This is a genomic window from Mixta tenebrionis (assembly GCF_006517625.1).
GTDB lineage: Bacteria > Pseudomonadota > Gammaproteobacteria > Enterobacterales > Enterobacteriaceae > Mixta > Mixta tenebrionis.
Window position 1 is genome coordinate 298613 of the sequence record NZ_VHQI01000005.1, and the last position, 16485, is coordinate 315097.

The 16485-nt window shown below is 56.5% G+C and carries 13 protein-coding genes; 9 read left to right on the forward strand and 4 right to left on the reverse strand.

Annotation, left to right across the window (positions count from 1 at the left end):
* Window positions 1-34 precede the first annotated feature (34 nt).
* Entirely contained in the window at window positions 35-2326 is a 2292-nt protein-coding gene (locus FKM52_RS10565) for a helix-turn-helix domain-containing protein (RefSeq protein ID WP_141176127.1), read from the forward strand.
* A gap of 56 nt (window positions 2327-2382) precedes the next feature.
* Here the strand turns inward: FKM52_RS10565 and FKM52_RS10570 are convergent, their stop codons facing one another.
* Together FKM52_RS10570 and FKM52_RS10575 are read right to left on the reverse strand one after the other, a co-directional pair.
* Window positions 2383-3411, reverse strand: a complete 1029-nt coding sequence (locus FKM52_RS10570; protein WP_141176128.1) for a LacI family DNA-binding transcriptional regulator — start codon at window positions 3409-3411, stop codon at window positions 2383-2385.
* Window positions 3384-5153 carry a solute:sodium symporter family transporter gene (locus FKM52_RS10575; RefSeq protein WP_141176129.1) on the reverse strand — a complete coding sequence of 590 codons (1770 nt, stop codon included), beginning with the start codon at window positions 5151-5153 and terminating at the stop codon, window positions 3384-3386. The genes FKM52_RS10570 and FKM52_RS10575 overlap by 28 nt, the downstream gene beginning before the upstream one ends.
* Before the next feature lie 217 nt (window positions 5154-5370).
* Between FKM52_RS10575 and araD the strand changes: the two genes are divergently transcribed.
* From araD to FKM52_RS10610, 7 genes are read left to right on the forward strand one after another with little or no spacing between them, the layout of a single operon-like run.
* On the forward strand, window positions 5371-7122 hold the full coding sequence (gene araD / locus FKM52_RS10580; RefSeq protein WP_141176130.1) for an L-arabinonate dehydratase: 1752 nt from the start codon (window positions 5371-5373) through the stop codon (window positions 7120-7122).
* Between the two features lie 9 nt (window positions 7123-7131).
* Window positions 7132-7923 (forward strand): HpcH/HpaI aldolase family protein, encoded by a 792-nt coding sequence (locus FKM52_RS10585; protein WP_141176131.1) that lies wholly within the window; start codon window positions 7132-7134, stop codon window positions 7921-7923.
* Window position 7924: 1 nt separating this feature from the next.
* Window positions 7925-8806: an aldose 1-epimerase gene (locus tag FKM52_RS10590; protein ID WP_141176132.1), complete on the forward strand. Its 882-nt coding sequence runs from the start codon at window positions 7925-7927 to the stop codon at window positions 8804-8806.
* A complete protein-coding gene (locus tag FKM52_RS10595) occupies window positions 8799-9674 on the forward strand; it encodes an SMP-30/gluconolactonase/LRE family protein (protein WP_141176133.1) in 876 nt (291 codons plus the stop codon). The genes FKM52_RS10590 and FKM52_RS10595 overlap by 8 nt, the downstream gene beginning before the upstream one ends.
* Complete coding sequence (locus FKM52_RS10600) at window positions 9674-10537, forward strand: NAD(P)-dependent oxidoreductase (RefSeq protein ID WP_141176134.1); 864 nt, start codon at window positions 9674-9676, stop codon at window positions 10535-10537. Before FKM52_RS10595 ends, FKM52_RS10600 begins: the two co-directional genes overlap by 1 nt.
* 23 nt (window positions 10538-10560) lie before the next feature.
* The gene (locus FKM52_RS10605) at window positions 10561-11328 is read left to right on the forward strand and encodes an SDR family NAD(P)-dependent oxidoreductase (RefSeq protein WP_141176135.1); all 768 of its coding nucleotides are present in this window, start codon (window positions 10561-10563) and stop codon (window positions 11326-11328) included.
* A gap of 9 nt (window positions 11329-11337) precedes the next feature.
* Window positions 11338-12225, forward strand: coding sequence for a sulfite exporter TauE/SafE family protein (locus FKM52_RS10610; protein WP_141176136.1), 888 nt, complete (start codon window positions 11338-11340; stop codon window positions 12223-12225).
* 124 nt (window positions 12226-12349) lie between these two features.
* Here the strand turns inward: FKM52_RS10610 and FKM52_RS10615 are convergent, their stop codons facing one another.
* Entirely contained in the window at window positions 12350-14323 is a 1974-nt protein-coding gene (locus FKM52_RS10615; protein WP_141176137.1) for a glycoside hydrolase family 3 protein, read from the reverse strand.
* A 735-nt stretch (window positions 14324-15058) separates the two neighbouring features.
* On the opposite strand from FKM52_RS10615, the gene FKM52_RS10620 reads away from it, so the two are divergent.
* Entirely contained in the window at window positions 15059-15415 is a 357-nt protein-coding gene (locus FKM52_RS10620) for a hypothetical protein (protein WP_141176138.1), read from the forward strand.
* A gap of 103 nt (window positions 15416-15518) precedes the next feature.
* Here FKM52_RS10620 and FKM52_RS10625 read toward each other — a convergent pair whose 3' ends face one another.
* Window positions 15519-16475 (reverse strand): apurinic/apyrimidinic endonuclease family protein, encoded by a 957-nt coding sequence (locus tag FKM52_RS10625; protein WP_141176139.1) that lies wholly within the window; start codon window positions 16473-16475, stop codon window positions 15519-15521.
* Between the last annotated feature and the right edge of the window lie 10 nt (window positions 16476-16485).

The following is a 16485-nucleotide window of genomic DNA, read 5'->3' on the forward strand; positions in this document are numbered from 1 at the left end:
GTGCCAGTCGGCTATGGCGTAATCGGGGAAAAAGATGAATGAACAGCCAGAAGAATTTTCCGTACACTTTGTTAACGTTATTAACCAGAAATTTACCCCAGAGAACCGTATTCATCTTATTTTAGCGCTGCAGGGAGAAATAACCCTGACGCAGGAAAGCGGCGTTACGCAATTACGGCAAAACCAGCCGCAGATAATCAATGCCAATAGCCGCTGGCAGATAGCCGCGGCCAGAGATAACATTCTGGCAATAATCAGCGTTTCGCCTTTTTTATTATTTAACCGCGCGGGTGAGTTTAAACAAACCGCCTTTAACATTGAAGAGCACCGCGCGCCGACTCAGGCGGCGCAGATTGCCGGGCGCATAAAAGATATCGCTATCCTCTGGCTGAAAAAAAACAGTGAAACCTGGCGGCTGGAAGCGATTCGCAATCTGCTGGATATTTTCTGTCTCCTGCTGCAAAACTTCACCGCCCCGCAGGCAATGCCTTTATCTACTCCGCTCAGCGCCCGCATAAATAAAGCGGTAATGCTGATCAAGGAGCGCTACCGGGAAGATATTACGCTGCATCAGATCGCCTCGCAGCTGCATGTCACCAGCGCCCACCTGTCACGATGCTTCACCGCGGAAACGGGCATGAACTTTCGCACCTTCCTCACCGACGTCCGTTTCGAGCACGCGGTCAAAGAAATTGCGTTTACCGCGCGCCCGATAGGTCAGATCGTTAGCGATAACGGCTTCTGCTCGCTGCACCGTTTTTCCGTATTATTTCGCGAGCGTTACGGTATGTCGCCCGGCGGCTGGCGTCGCGGTATACGGGATGGCACCATCGCCTCGCCGGCAGACGCTATGCCGCCAGAGGCGCCGGCTCAAACCCGCGATGTCAATTCCGTGATGCTGTTTTCCTGCCTTTCGCGCGTCTCGCCCTCTGCGCAGGCGGCGGTTAATCGCCATCTGCCGGTCAAAACAGAAAACATTGCGCCAGCCTTTGACAGTGAAATCGACCGCATCAGGCCCCGCCGCTACGTTATCGCGGTAGGCAGCTTTAATGAGCTGCTGAAACAGCACGTTCAGCAGCAGCTGATGGCCCTGAAAACGCTGCTGCATGAGTTCCAGGTCGAAATTGCCGACTCGCTGGAGGATATTTTCGCGCTGCACGACATTTATACCGGCGAGCCTAACCCGACCTGGTCGCCCTGGAGCAACCTCGATATAGCCTGTAACTTCCTTAAGCATGCCGGCCTCAGCGTAGTTATCCGTTTGTCGCCCGCCGGCGAAAGCCTCGATCGCCTGGAGCAGTTTATTCATCATCATATTTTGCTGCTGGGGCAGGAATACGTGCAGCGGTGGACATTTATACTGGAGGCGGCAAAAGGCAGCGAGCCGGCAAACGAGCCTGCCGTAAAATGGCTAACGGCAATCCGTCGCATGCTGCCCGGCAGCCGCGTGGGCCTGGCCCTGGCGCAGAGTCAGGATAATATTACCCTTCCCGACGTCGAGCTGCTGCGGCAAACCGACTTTATCGCCTTTTCACTGATTCCCAACGATCGTACCGCCCGGATTGATGTGCCGGAATACCGGCCGCAGGATAATAACAAAGTCATTCATCAGCAGATGAAGCGCATTATCGCCCTGTTAAAAAAACATCGGCTACGCTGCCAGCTCTATTTGCAATCCTGGGGGACGCTGACGGGTAATACGCTCACTATTAACGGTCTTTTTTTCCGCGGCGCATTATTGATGGATATGCTGCTCTCGTTACCGGCAGAGGTTACCATGATGGGGCTGTGGCTTAATTCAGAGCAGCAGAATGAGGTATGCGCCAACAATCTTATTGAAAATAACAGCCTGTCACTATTCTTTAGCGCCACCACTAAGCGCCCGGTATTTCATATTCTGGCGATGAAAGCGCGGTTAAAAGAGAGGATTTCCGCTTCCGGCCCCGGCTGGATAGCGACCCGCCACGGCAACGTGCATCAGCTGCTGTTACTGAACAGCGTCACTATTAATCCCCAGCTGTCGATACAACAGCATTTGCTCAATGATTACAGCAAATGTTTTCGCGTGCGGTTAAAACTCAGTCCTTCCGGCACCTGGCGCATAAAAAAGTGGGTTTTTGATCAGAAAAACGGCGCGCTCTATCATCAGTATGGCCTGCATCCCACCCGCTACGATCGGGACGAGGAGACCATGCACTATATTAGCCAGCGCTCAGAACCTACGCTGAGCGTCCATGATGAATTAATTATTCAGGAATGGACGACGGAAATTATGATGGATATTAACGCGGTGTGCCTGCTGGAGCTAACCAGAATTGCTAACTAACCGCCCTGGCCGCCGGGCGAAATAAACGCAGGAAACGGCCTTTGCAGGCCGTTTGCTCAGAAAGGCAGACGCGTACTGCCGCGCGGTATAATCTCAAAACCGACATTGACCACCTCGCCGCGATACTCCTTATCCTGGCTCATCGCCAGCATCATTCCGGCGGTTTTCGTCGCAATCATATCGGCATTCAGGCTGACGCTGGAAAGCGAAACCGGCGACAGCCACGCGCTTGAGGGAAAATCGCCGAAGCCTAAAATGCTCAGCTGATCCGGTATTTTAATACCGCGCGACTGCGCCTCCATCAGCAGCGCGGTGGCGATGGAATCGCTGGTGCAGAAAATACCGTCGATGCCCTTCTCCTTCACCAGCGTTTTCATCAGCGTCTCGCGGCTGGCCTGCCAGATGTTGTCGCTACGCGGAATATCCACCAGCAGCGGTTTTTTCCCCTGTTCCTCCAGCGCCCGACAGAAGCCCGCATAGCGCGTACGCGCCCGGATATCATCTTCAAAGCGCGTGGTGAAATAGGCCAGCTGCGCGCAGCCGGTCTCCAGCAGGTAGCGCGCGGCGCTGTAGCCAATCTGCTCGTGGTTATTGCCCACCTGCGCGGTAATGGCGCTGCCGTCAACCTGCCACATCTGTACTACCGGCACGCCGCTGTTTTGCAGCATCTTTAAGGTTGAGGATTTATGATCCGCACCGGCGATAGCAATCACCGCTGGCGTCCACTGCAAAATAGCGCGGATCTGCTCCTCTTCTTTATTCAGACAGTGATCGTGAGAGGCAATGGATAACTGAAATCCCTGTTCGCTCACGGTTGATTCAATACGCTGAATAACATAGCTGAAAATGACGTTGGCCAGCGAAGGCAGCACTACCGCCATATTACTGCTGCGCCCGCCGGTAAACTGGCTGGCGATTTTATTATGCACGTAGCCCAGATTATCAATGGCCGTTTGAATTTTCTTCCCTGTTTTAGCTGAAACGCGCTCTGGCTGGCGAATATACAGCGAAACGGTTGAAGGCGAGACTCCGGCCTGAAGAGCCACATCATCAAGCTTTATGATTTGGCGCGATCGTTGACGCATTTTGCTCCCGCACTCTCGTTCAGCGCCCTCATTATCCCTCGCCCGGAGCGAAAATGACGGCATCGAGCTAATCCCATAATCAGTAATAGCGCGCTTCCCCATACCAGCGCCAGAAGATAACCGTAATGGGGCGGTATACCCGTTTCCGACGCCAGGCCCAGGGGAGATAACGTGATGTAAATACTGATTAAAACCGCCACCATCATAACACTGGCGGGCACGGCAAAGCGCCATTTTTCCATTGGTATACTGGCTGGCGCATGTGCCGGCGCACGCCAGGCAGCAGGTTTCACCTTACCAATAATCAACATCAGCGTCACTTCAACGATAAACAAAATGCCCATAACGTGGATGTAATGCAGAGGAATAAGTTTCTCTACGCCGGAAAACATATAAGCGCCATAAACCACAATATGAAATACCAGTACGCACTTTGCCGCCAGCGCCGGAACATGACGCGTCAGGAATCCCACCAGCACGATAGTAATAATCGGAATATTATAAAAACCGGTAAAACGACGCATCAGGTCGAAAATACCGTTCGGCGTATGCAGCAGCAGCGGCGCAATCATAATGGAGATCAGCGAAACCACTACCGAGGCTATTTTGCCCATGCGCACCAGTTTTTTCTCATCGCGGCAGCCGGTCATTGGGCCAAATAGATCGATAACGAACAGCGTGGCGCTGGAATTGACCACCGAATTAAAGTGGCTAATCACCGTACCAAATATAGCCGCCGCAAACATGCCGATCAGCCACCAGGGCAGGACAGCCTTAACCAGCGTCGGATAGGCGTAGTCCGCATTGCTGAAAACCGGGCCAAACATATTCAGAGCGATAAGTCCGGGCAAAACCATCGCCAGCGGCACCAGCAGCTTGATCGAGCCCGCCAGCAATACGCCCTTCTGGCTTTCCGCCAGCGATTTCGCCCCCAGGGTACGCTGGATAATCATCTGGTTGGTACACCAGTAGAACATATTGGCGCACAGCATCCCGGTAAAGATGGTGCTGAACGGCACCGCCGAGCTGGAAGAGCCGATGGCATTAAGCTGCTGCGGATGGCTAAGCAAAACCCTGGCGCCGGCGCTAAAGGAGCCGTCGCCCAGCGCAAACAGCCCCAGCACCGGCACCAGAAGCGCCGCTACCAGCAGAATCAGCCCGCTGATGGTATCGGAAATAGCGACCGCTTTTAGCCCGCCGAGCGTGGCATAGAGGCCGCCGATCGCTCCCATCGCCAGCGCCAGAATGGCGATCGCGCTCCAGTCCGACAGATTCAGCAGCTGCTGGAAATCAAACATCTCGTTCATGGTTATCGCCCCAAGATAGAGGCTGCAGGGATTCGCCATCAGCGCATAGCCCACCAGCAGCATGATGCTGACCATACGGCGGGTATTGTTATCGAAGCGCTCCTCCAGAAACTGCGGCATGGTTGTCAGGCCGCGGCGTAAAAAACGCGGCAGGAAGAAAAGCGCCATCACAATAGTGGCGATAGCGGCGGTGCTCTCCCAGGCCATTCCGCTGATGTCGAAGCGATAGGCATTGCCGTTAAGACCCACCAGCTGCTCCGCCGACAGGTTGGAAAGCAACAGCGATCCCGCAATGAAATAGCCGCTTAACCCGCGTCCGGCAAGAAAAAACCCCTCGACGCCTGATTCTGATATTCCTTTAGTTTTACGGTAGGAATATAGCGCTACGATTGCAAGAAAGAAAAAAAACGTTACACCAGAGAAAAACATCTCCATGGCTGTCAACCCTCATACTTATGGTATCCGGCTACTATCACACAGGTCAAAACGGGCTTTAAAGCACTTTATGCAAAAGTTTGAAGCGGGCGAATAAAAACCATACGGCGATCAGGGAAAACCGATCATGGATCACATAATTCACAGATCCTATCTTGCAAATCGTAGCGCTACGATATTAGTGTAACGGGAAATTCAAACACCAGGGTAGTGGCTTATGTTCAACAAAGACGGTTTAACGCGCAGAGAGATCTCCGCGCTTCGTAGCCAACGGTGGTATGCCCCACAAACTATCAGAGCCTTTGCGCACCGCCAGCGCACCCAGCAAATGGGCTTCGCACGCGAAGAGTTTTTAGGTAAGCCGGTTATCGGCATCATCAACACATGGAGCGATATGAGCGCCTGCCATTCGCATCTGCGTGAACGGGCGGAAGCGGTAAAACGCGGCGTCTGGGCGGCAGGCGGGTTCCCGGTAGAGCTGCCGGCGCTGTCGATGGGCGAAGTGATGGTGAAACCGACCACCATGCTGTATCGCAACTTTTTGGCGATGGAAACGGAAGAGCTGCTGCGCCAGCATCCCATTGACGGCGTCGTGCTGCTAGGCGGCTGCGATAAATCCACGCCTGCGCTGCTGATGGGCGCGCTTTCTATGGATATTCCGGCGATCTTCTGCCCGGCAGGCCCGATGACTACCGGCAAGTGGCACGGCCAGGTAACCGGCGCGGGCACCCACACCAAAAAATTCTGGGATCAGCTGCGCCTCGGCGCCATCACCCAGCACGACTGGATCGAACTGGAAGGCGCGATGACCCGCTCGATCGGCACCTGCAACACCATGGGTACCGCCTCCACCATGACCTCGATCGCCGATGCGATGGGCTTTACCCTGCCCGGCGCCAGCTCGATCCCGGCAGCCGACTGCCGCCATCCGCAAATGGCCGCGCAGTGCGGTCAGACCATCGTAGATATGGTCTGGTATGACCATAAGCCTTCGCGCTGGCTGACTAAAGAGAACTTCCTCAACGGCATTGCCGCCTATATGGCGCTCGGCGGCTCCACCAACGCCGCCATCCATCTGGTCGCTATGGCCAACCGCGCCTCGATTGCGCTGGATCTCGACGATATGGAGGCGCTGGCGCGCCGCATCCCGGTACTGGCGAACCTGTTCCCCTCCGGCAAAGGGCTGATGGACGATTTCTTCTTTGCCGGCGGCCTGATGGCGCAGCTGAAAAAAATCAGCCGCTTCCTGCATCTGGAGGCGAAAGGCGTCACCAATACCCCGGTCAGCGCCTGGATCGAAAACGCTCACTGCTACGATGACGATACCATTCGCGATCTCGATAACCCGGTGATCCCGCTCACCCAGGGCTGCGCCCTGACGGTGCTGCGCGGCAATCTCTGCCCCAACGGCGCGGTAATGAAATCCTCTGCCGCCAGCCCGCAGCTGCGCCGTCACGTTGGCCCGGCGCTGGTGTTCGACAGCCACCAGCAGCTTTCCGACTGCATCGACGATCCGGCGCTTGAGGTTACCAAAGACAGCGTCATCATCCTGCGTAACGCCGGGCCGGTCGGCGGGCCGGGAATGCCGGAATGGGGCAACCTGCCGATTCCGAAAAAGCTGCTGCAGCAGGGCGTTACCGATATGGTGCGCATTTCCGATGCGCGCATGTCCGGCACCCACTACGGCACCTGCATTCTGCACGTCGCGCCGGAAGCCGCGGTCGGCGGGCCGCTGGCGCTGGTGCAAACCGGCGACCTGATTGAGCTGGATATCGCCGCCGGCACGCTCAACATGCTGGTTGACGAAAGCGAGCTGGCCCGCCGCCGCGCCGCGCTAAAACCGACGCATCAAACCTTTTCCCGCTCCTGGTCCGCCCTGTATCAGCAACATGTTACCCAGGCCGATCGGGGCTGCGATTTTGATTTCCTCCAGAGCGGCAGCGACGTGCCGGAACCCCCTATTTTTTAAGGAAACACCATGAACATTTTCAAAAAAAGCATTCTTTCCGGCCAGCGTCTGCTGGGCACCTGGATGATGACCGGCAGCGATACCGTGGCCGAGGCGATGGCGACCGTCGGCTTTGATTTCCTGGTGCTGGATCAGGAACACGTAGCGGTAGATACGCTGGACGCCATCCGCATCGATCGCGCGGTGCGCAGCGTCAACACCACCACCACCCCGCTCTATCGGCTGGCGGGCAACGAAACGGTGCTGATTAAGCGCGCGCTCGACGGCGGCGCGCTGTCGCTGATGATCCCCTTTATCAATACGGTTGAAGAGGCACGTAAAGCGGTGGAATCCGCTTACTATCCGCCGTACGGCAAGCGCGGCTTTGCGGCGATGCATCGCGCTTCGGGCTGGGGCGGCAACGCGCAGTTCGTACAGGAATCACGCGATGAACTTTGCCTGATTTTACAGCTGGAAACGCCGGAAGCGATCGCCAGCATTGACGATATCGCCGCGGTTGACGGTATTACCGGCTTCTTTATCGGCCCCGGCGATCTCTCTTCCGCCATGGGCCATCCGGGCAACCCGTCGCACCCTGAGGTGCAGGCGATGATTAAACGCGGCCTGGAAGCCTGTCAGCGCCTCGGCTTCCCCTGCGGCATCGTGGGCGGCAACCCGGAACTGGTGAATAAGTATCAGCAGATGGGCTTTACCTTTGTCGCGCTGGCCTCCGATATGAGCTTTATGCTGGCGCGCGCCAAAGAGCAGCTGGCGGCGATTCGCGGCGAAGATCTGAAAATTCGCGGCGGCGAGGTTTACTAAGATGACGCGCCTGCTCGAATGTACTCAGGGCGACGCCAGCATGGCCGTGGCGCCCGCGTTAGGCGGCGCGCTGGCCTGGCTGCGCTGGCGCGGGCATGACATCTTACGGCCCCTCGATCCCGCCGGCGAGCAGCGCGCCAATCTGTGCGGCAGCTATCCGCTGATCCCCTGGTCGAACCGCATCGCCGACGGGCGCTTTACCTTTAACGGCGCCAGCCGCGCGGTAAAGCGCAACTTTGGCGATCATCCGCACGCCCTGCACGGCAGCGGCTGGCAAAGCGTCTGGCAGGCGGCGCATGCCGCCGCCGATGAAATCGTACTGCAGCTCGATAGCCCGGCCAGCGAAAGCTGGCCCTGGCCCTGGCGCGCGCAGCAGGTTTTCCGCCTGAGCGGCGACCGGTTGCGCATCGAGCTGAGCTACTGCAATACGGCGCAGGAAAGCGTGCCGGTGGGGCTGGGATTTCATCCTTTTTTTGCCGACGCCGCGCAGAGCGAAATCCGCTTTACCGCCGCACGCGTCTGGCTTAACGACGAAAACAGCCTGCCCTGCGCAACGGTCCCGGTACCGGAAAAATGGCGCTATTCGCGCTTCCGGCAGCCGGCATTCGCCTCGGTGGATAACTGCTTTACCGGCTGGCAGACGCCCGCCGAGGTCAGATGGCCGCAGCGCCGGATACGCGTGGAAATACGCTCCGCGGCCAGTAACGCGGTGCTGTTTATTCCGCCGCGCGAGCGCAACGTAGTGGCTATCGAACCGGTCACCCACATCAATAACGCCATCAATCTGTTCCCTGCCGACGGCAGCGAGCAGGCGATGGCCACCGTTCACCCCGGCGACACGTTTTGTCACTGGATGGAATTACGGATGATAAGCGATGAATAAACCTGAACAGCTTTTCGATTATGTCGGCCATTTGCCGGAATGCCCAACCTGGAACAGCGACACACAGACGCTCTGGTGGACGGATATTCTGCAGTGTGAAATCCACGCCCTGCGCCTGCCGAACGGCGAACATCAGGTAATGACCTTTCCGGAAGAACCAGGCTGCTTCGCGCTGCGCGAAAAAGGCGGGCTGATTGTCGCGCTTCGCAGCGGTATCTGGCTTACCGATCGGGCCGGCCAGCTACAGAAAAAGATTTGCGATAACCCCAATAACCCGGCGCTGGCGCGCTTCAACGACGGCGGCGTCGATCGCCAGGGCCGCTTCTGGGCGGGCACCTACTGGGGGCCGCGCGACTATAACGGCGCGCTGCTGTGCCGCGTCGATGGCGGCCTGCATACGCGCGTCATGCAGTGCGACATTCTCGGCGCCAACGGCCTGGCCTTCTCGCCCGACGGACGCTGGATGTATACCAGCGACACGCCGAACCATGTCATTTACCGCACGCCGCTTGATGAAGAGGGCAACCCAGGCGTACGCCAGCCGTGGAAAACCTTCCCGCGCGGCAACGGCAGGCCCGACGGCGCGGCGATGGACAGCGAAGGCTGCTACTGGAGCGCGCTGTTTGACGGCTGGCGCATCGCCCGTTTCTCGCCGCAGGGCGAGGTGCTGGAAGAGCACGCCCTGCCGGTGCGCTGCCCGACGATGGTCTGCTTCGGCGGACCGGAAATGAAAACGCTATTTATCACCACCACCAGAGAAAACATGACGGCTGAAGAGTGCGCGGCTTACCCGCTCTCCGGTGCCATTTTTACCCTGAATGTTGCCGTTGCCGGCATGCACAAACCCAAATTTAAGGAACACGACTAATGAAAACCATCGGCTTTATTGGACTGGGCTTAATGGGCGAAGCGATGTCAAAAAACATCGTCGCTAAATTTAGCGGCACGGTGCTGGTCTATGACGTTAATCCCGCCGCCATCGCCACGCTAACCGCCGCAGGCGCACAGGCGGCCGGCTCCGTCGAGGAGATTGCGCAGCAGGCCGACGTCATTATCAGCATGGTGCCGCGCTCTGAGCATGTACAGGCGATCTATCGTCAGATGCTGCCCTGGCTGCATCAGGGGCAGATCACCATCGATATGTCGACCATTGAACCTGCCGTCTCTGAAGCGCTGGCCGCCGAAGTTGCGCAAAAAGGCGCCGTCATGCTCGATGCTCCGGTAGTGAAATCGGTTCAGGCGGCGATCAACGGCGAGCTGGGTATCTATATCGGCGGCGATAAGGCGGCCTGGGAAAAAGTGAAGCCGGTGCTGGCGATGATGGGCTGCAACCAGATCCATATGGGCCAGAACGGGCGCGGCCTGGTGATGAAAATGCTGCACAACGTACAGGTGGCCGGCATCCAGAACAGCGTCAACGAAATGCTGACCGCAGCAGAGCACTACAATATTCCGAAAGCGGCGTTCCGTGAGGCGATCTCCTACGGCGGCGCGGCCAACTTCTACCTCGACAGCAAAATTAACAGCCTGATCGCCGAAGATTACCGCACCGCCTTCTCGCTGCAAAACATGGCGAAAGACGTAAACATCATGAAATCAATGCTGGAAACGTCCGGATTACACCTGCCGGGCGTTGAAGTCATCAAAGGCGTTTACGACAAAGGGATGGAATCGGGCCTCGGCGGCGAAGATTTCTGCGCCACATTTAAAGTTGTGAAAGATAACGCCTGACTCCGGACATAAGGATTAATAATATGAACTACCGCGAAAACGTAGCCTACCACTCACTGCAAAATAAAGTCGTCGCGATTACCGGCGGCGCCAGCGGCATCGGCGAAGAGCTGGTGCGCGCCTACGTTAACCAGGGCGCGCGCGTGGCGTTTCTCGATTTCGATCGCGAAGCGGGCGAAAAGCTGGCGCAGGAGCTGAACTGTCTGTTTCTGTTTTGCGACGTGACCAACATCGCGCAGCTAAAAGCCTGCTTTAGCGATATCGCCGCGCAGCTGGGCGATGTGGATATTCTGATTAATAACGCCGGCAGCGACGATCACCATAACATCGACGATCTCACGGAAGAGTATTTCAATAACCGCATCAACGTTAACCTGCGCCACCAGCTGTTCGCGATTCAGGCGGTCATCCCTGGCATGACGAAAAAAGGCGAAGGCAGCATCATTAATATGGGATCGATTAACTGGATGCGCGGCCGTCCGGGGCGCGTCTGCTACTCCCTCTCCAAAGCCGCGATCCACGGTTTTACCCGCACCCTGGCGCAGGAGCTGGGGGCGCGCGGCATCCGCGTAAACAGCCTGGTGCCGGGCGCGATTAAAACGGCGAAACAGGAAGCGATGTGGGCGAAGCTCGATCCTGCCGCCGTGAATCAGTTTATCGATCTGCAGGCGCTGAAGGTGCGGCTGGACGGCACCCACTGCGCGCGTCTGGCGCTGTTCCTCGGCTCCAGCGAATCGTGCGGCTGCACCGGGCAGGACTTTGTCGTGGATGCGGGCTTATCGCTTAACTAAGGTAACGATATGGATTTCTTTACGCTTTTTACCCCTGATATGGCCGTGCTGGATACCAGCACGGTACTTATCGTCATCGCGGTAATGTTTCTCTATACCTTTGTGGGTATATGCGCCGGCTTTGGCGGCGGCCTGACCTCAATGCCGTTAATCACCATGGTGCTGCCGCTTAAAATGGCGGCGCCGATGTCGGTCATGGTCGGCACCGCCACCGCGGTTTACGCCACCTGGCTGTCGCGCAAGGAGACAGACTGGAAATCCGCGGCGGTGTTAATTCTGTTCTCTTTTGCCGGGATTCCGGTCGGGCTGTATGCGCTCTCCTATTTGCCCGACCACATCATGAAAATAGGCCTGGGCGCCTTTCTGATTATTTACTCGTTCTACAGCCTGTTTATTCCGCGGCTGCCGGTATATGACAAACGCTGGATCGCGGCGCCGATGGGCACCATCGCCGGCGCGCTGGGCGCGGCGTTTTCAACCAACGGGCCGCCGGTGGTGATGTACGGCATGTTGCGTAACCTGGCGCCCGCCGCGTTTCGCGGTACGCTCAACGCCTTCTTTACGGCTAATAACATCGCCATTATCGGCGGGCTGGCCACCAGCGGAATCTTAACCATTTCCACGATTAAGCTGGTGCTGTTCTGTATTCCGACGATGGTGCTTGGCTCGATTGTCGGTCAGTACGTGCATAAGCGGATTTCGGTAAAGGTTTTCCGCATTATCGTTTTTCTGCTGCTGATCGCTTCCGGCGCCATGCTGATTAAGGGCGCAATGGGCATTTCCGCGCTCAGCGCGCTGCTGCCGGTATTTAGCCTGCTGGTGGTGCTGCAGCTGATGTTCGGTAAAAAAGTGGCGGCGATTCGCGCCGCGGATGAAGCGGCGAAGGCGCAGTCATAAGCGCGAGCTGTCGCTCCGCCGCCGGCAGAGGCGGCATTTGAAACAGGAAAAGCCGCCTTTGGCGGCTTTTTTATTGAGCGGCGCGCGACAGACCAACGGCGGCCATGCGCGACGAAACTGCGGCCTAGCGGGCGAGGCCGTATCCCAGCGGGAAAAGCGGCTGCTTCAAATCGCCAGGCTCGTCAGATTTCTGCGACTTCACCGATTCAGCCGTTGCCGGCAGCGCAAAAGGCAGGCGCGCCGTATAGGCGCTATCGGACAGCAGACGGGAGATCAGCACCTCATCGCTGACGCCGAAATTAGCGATAATGGCGCTGGATTTATCGCGCACGTTAGCCAGAATCGCCGGACGATCCAGATAAATCGACAGCACTACCGGCACCGCCATGCTGACTTCTTTCAGTACCTTATAATCCTGATTGTCCTCGTTAAAGGCCAGCGATCCCTCATGCTGGCGGCTGCCAAAGAAATAGCCGGGGTGCAGCTGTTCGTAAGGGGCGCTGATGCGCATCAGCGCCACATCCGCCGATACGAGATTTTTCACCACGGTCAGCCCCGCCTCAACGGCGGCCTCCTTATCGATGCCGTACAACCATACCCTGACGCCTTTTTTCAGCGGCAGAATATTTTTGTTTTGCAGCAAAACCAGCGATCGAAACTGCGCGCCGTCCGCCTCTTTTTTCGCTTCCGCGCTGCCGACAAGCTCATCGGCAAGCGCGGCATCAACGTAGGGCTGCTCAAACAGGCCCTGCTCAAATTTCTGTTGCAGAATGCGCTTGACCGAGGCATCAATTCTCTCTTCGCTAATCAGCCCTTTTTTAACGGCGCTGACCAGCAATGCGGTATCCGTAACGCCGCCAAGCTGATCGACGCCGGCATTCACCGCCTCAATAATGCGCTGTTCTTTCGTCAGCGCTTCCACGCCCCATGGCATACCGCCGGCTTGCGGCGCCTCGCCCGGCGCGCTGCCGCGCACGCATCTGTCATCACAGTCGTGGGTAATCAGCCAGTCGCTGACGATGGTGCCGTCAAAGCGATATTCGTCGCGCAGCAGATCGCCCAGCAGAAAATGACTGAAGCCGGCGCCGACCGGCTCCGGTATTTTTCCGTCCCACTCCACGCCCTGCATAATGGTGCCGGCGGGCATTACCGCCGCCGCGCGCGATTCAAAAGCGCCCTTAAAGGGCATAATGTGCCTTTTCAGGCTCTCGGCACTGAGGCTAACCTGCTTGCCGTAGGCGTTGTGCCCGTCCCAGCCCTCCTGCGCGGCGCCGTAGCCAACCCAGTGCTTCACTACCGCCGCCACGCTCTGGCTGTTCAGGCCGTCCCCCCCGTGCTGGATACCTTCGATATAGCCTCTGACCATCTTGCGCACCAGCTCCGGATTTTCGCCAAAGGAGTGGCGAATTCCCGGCCAGCGCGGCTCACTGACGATATCCGCCTGCGGAGAGAGCACCTGCGTAATGCCGGTGGCGCGATATTCACGGCGCAGGCGATCGGCATACTCTTTAGCCAGCACTTCGCTGCCTATGGCGCCGATGCCGGGCGCTTCAGGCCAGCGAGAAAATTTCCCAGGCGCGCGGCCGGCTGCCGACAGCGGCTGCCAGCTATGGCGTGGAGCGATACTGATAGTCGCCGGGATCCCAAGGCGGGTGCCTTCAGCGATCTGCTGGATCATGTTGTTTTGCTCCGCCAGCATTGAGGGATCGTCACCGCTCAGCCTGGTGAGCAGACTGTTGACCTTTTCGTCCACCACCATTTTGCGCACGGCTTTCATGTCATATGCGCTGGCGTTCCCTGAGTCATCTTGCAGCTCCGGCAGGTCGCCGTACATCATAACGCCCGCTTTTTCTTTCAGCGTCATGCGCTTAATTAAATCTGCCGCCCTGGCTGCGGCCGGAAGACGCCAGTCCTCATAGGGATTCAGCTCATCGTCCCGGTTCAGATCTTTAAATTTCAGGCCCGCATCGCTAATCAGCGCCTTCGAATAATAACCCAGTTCCACCTGAGTCAGAGGCTGCGCCCCTGCGCTGAGCGTCACCGGCAGGCACAACAACACGGCCAGACTTAATTTATTAAGTTTGAAGTGGCTGAACATATATTCCCTTATTAATAATTCAATAAATAATGTGATACCAGCGCTGGCTTATGGCCGATTTTGATAAATTAAATTTATTTTTCTTTACCCATCACATTGAAACAAACATTAACCCGCCAAAATGTGAGGCTCGTCGTCATTTCCTTATTTTCATGGTCTATAGTATTATTATTATTTATCAATATCTTAATCAAACTATTATTTCTGCCAGCTATTTATCGGGCTGGCCGGCATTGCCGTCAGATAAATTAAAGGAAAATAATTATAAGCCATTTAAATTTATCTATATAAATCAATAAGTAAAAAATAAAACATTCAACGCAACGGCATATAAAATCATTTTCATTCCGCAATAAAGTTTTGCCGGCAGGATATAAACGCTGTTTTAACGCGCGGCTGAAAAAATAAAGCAGAGCGATCGACAAGAATAACTAATATTGCGAATTGTTAAATAATCAACAAGAATTACATTCCAGAAAAATTCTTTTTCATGCGGTTATCTTATCCATTTTCTGTGAGCGGCTCCTGGCGCACTCCCCCCGCTTCGTCAATCACAGCAGCACGGCGACGACGGCATAACGGCTGCCGCTTCCTTCGTAGATCTACGCCGGCGGCGAAAAGCGCTGTCGGCAGCGCTCCTGGCGCAACTTTACGGCATATTCCTAAGGCGGCCGGCAATAAGCCGTGCCATTCTTTACTACACTTATAAGGTTGCTAATAATTAAAGAGGGAAGTATGAACAAGACCATTATCGCCCTGTCCGCGCTGCTGCTGGCCGCGCCTGCTTTCGCCGCCACCACACACGCAACCGACGATACCGTCGCCACCGCGCATGAAGGGGCGAACGCCGCGAAAGAGAAGCTGCACCAGAGCCAGCATCAGGGTGAAGAGCTGAAGCTCAAAAGCGAACATGCCGCCGAAGGCAAACGCGATAATCTGAGCAGCCGCGCCAGCGAAGGCACGCAAAAAGCCTGGCATAAAACTAAAGAAGGTACCGAAAAAGGCTGGGATGCGACCAAAGAAGGCACTGAGAAAGGCTGGAACAAAACGAAAGAAGGCGCCAGCGAACTGAAGCATAAAGTCACCGACTAACCGCGTCTGCTGCGGATATCAGGGCCGCCATCAGGGGCGGCCTTTTTATTGCGCCGCAGCTGGCGGCAGAGACGGCTGAACAGCCGGGCGCAATGGCTGTTGTTTAGCGGGCTGTCGCATAGTGATAAAGCCGATCGCGCGCCAGATTCTTCATTTTGACCTCGCACATAATATCAAACGCCTCAAAGGAGAGCGCCCAGTCGTTCAGCGTATCGTTGAAATAGTAGTCCGAATGCGCGCGCAGCTTTGATTTAGCCAGGCCGATATGCTGCTGATCGGGAAAACCGTGCGGCGGAATCAGCCCTTCCTGCGAAATCGAATAGTGTAAAACCGGCCTGACGCCCCGCCATGACGCAACGATTTGCGCAATACGTTCGTCGTTCGGGGTGATAAAAGCGTTTTCTTTTACCCAGTAGTGATGAATATCGAGCACCACCGGGCAGAGTTCCTGCGCCTGCAGCACATCATCCAGCGAGCAGGAGATTTCATCGTTCTCCACGGTCAGCATCATCTGCGCCTGTGGGCTGAGCCTGGCGAAAGCGGCTCTGAAACCCGCAAAGCCCAGCCTGCCGTTCATATGAACGTTGATTTTAAAATCCTGAAAGGTTTTACCATAGCCCATCAGCGTTGCGCACAGCGCATGGTATTCCACATCTTCCAGCGCCCGATCCACTACGTCGGGGTTATCTGAGGCCAGCACGGAATATTGTCCCGGATGGAAAGAGAGACGAATATTGTGCTGTCTGGCGCTTTCACCGCAGGCGCTAAGCAACGCGCGCAGGTCGGGCAGGCATTGCCGATAAACCGCCGCCGCTTCGGGCACGGTATACAGCGGCAGTAGATCGCTGCCGATGCGCATCATGCGCAGCGCATCCGGCAACAGGGCCAGCCGGGCGAAAATAGCCTGCAGGTTGGTCAGATTAAAGGTGGCGCACTCATACACCAGCTTCACTCGTTCTTCATCAGATAACCCCAGAAAGCGCTTACGGGTCGGCGATTTAAAAGGATAAGGCTGCTGCGCGTCCGGGTTGAGAAATTTACAAGCGAAACCAAGCTTCATGATAGCTCCT

Coding starts and splice junctions, on each gene's coding strand:
- FKM52_RS10565 (WP_141176127.1), top strand. CDS start 35: ATGAATGAACAGCCAGAAGAATTTTCCGTACACTTTGTTAACGTTATT.
- FKM52_RS10570 (WP_141176128.1), bottom strand. CDS start 3,411: ATGCGTCAACGATCGCGCCAAATCATAAAGCTTGATGATGTGGCTCTT.
- FKM52_RS10575 (WP_141176129.1), bottom strand. CDS start 5,153: ATGGAGATGTTTTTCTCTGGTGTAACGTTTTTTTTCTTTCTTGCAATC.
- araD (WP_141176130.1), top strand. CDS start 5,371: ATGTTCAACAAAGACGGTTTAACGCGCAGAGAGATCTCCGCGCTTCGT.
- FKM52_RS10585 (WP_141176131.1), top strand. CDS start 7,132: ATGAACATTTTCAAAAAAAGCATTCTTTCCGGCCAGCGTCTGCTGGGC.
- FKM52_RS10590 (WP_141176132.1), top strand. CDS start 7,925: ATGACGCGCCTGCTCGAATGTACTCAGGGCGACGCCAGCATGGCCGTG.
- FKM52_RS10595 (WP_141176133.1), top strand. CDS start 8,799: ATGAATAAACCTGAACAGCTTTTCGATTATGTCGGCCATTTGCCGGAA.
- FKM52_RS10600 (WP_141176134.1), top strand. CDS start 9,674: ATGAAAACCATCGGCTTTATTGGACTGGGCTTAATGGGCGAAGCGATG.
- FKM52_RS10605 (WP_141176135.1), top strand. CDS start 10,561: ATGAACTACCGCGAAAACGTAGCCTACCACTCACTGCAAAATAAAGTC.
- FKM52_RS10610 (WP_141176136.1), top strand. CDS start 11,338: ATGGATTTCTTTACGCTTTTTACCCCTGATATGGCCGTGCTGGATACC.
- FKM52_RS10615 (WP_141176137.1), bottom strand. CDS start 14,323: ATGTTCAGCCACTTCAAACTTAATAAATTAAGTCTGGCCGTGTTGTTG.
- FKM52_RS10620 (WP_141176138.1), top strand. CDS start 15,059: ATGAACAAGACCATTATCGCCCTGTCCGCGCTGCTGCTGGCCGCGCCT.
- FKM52_RS10625 (WP_141176139.1), bottom strand. CDS start 16,475: ATGAAGCTTGGTTTCGCTTGTAAATTTCTCAACCCGGACGCGCAGCAG.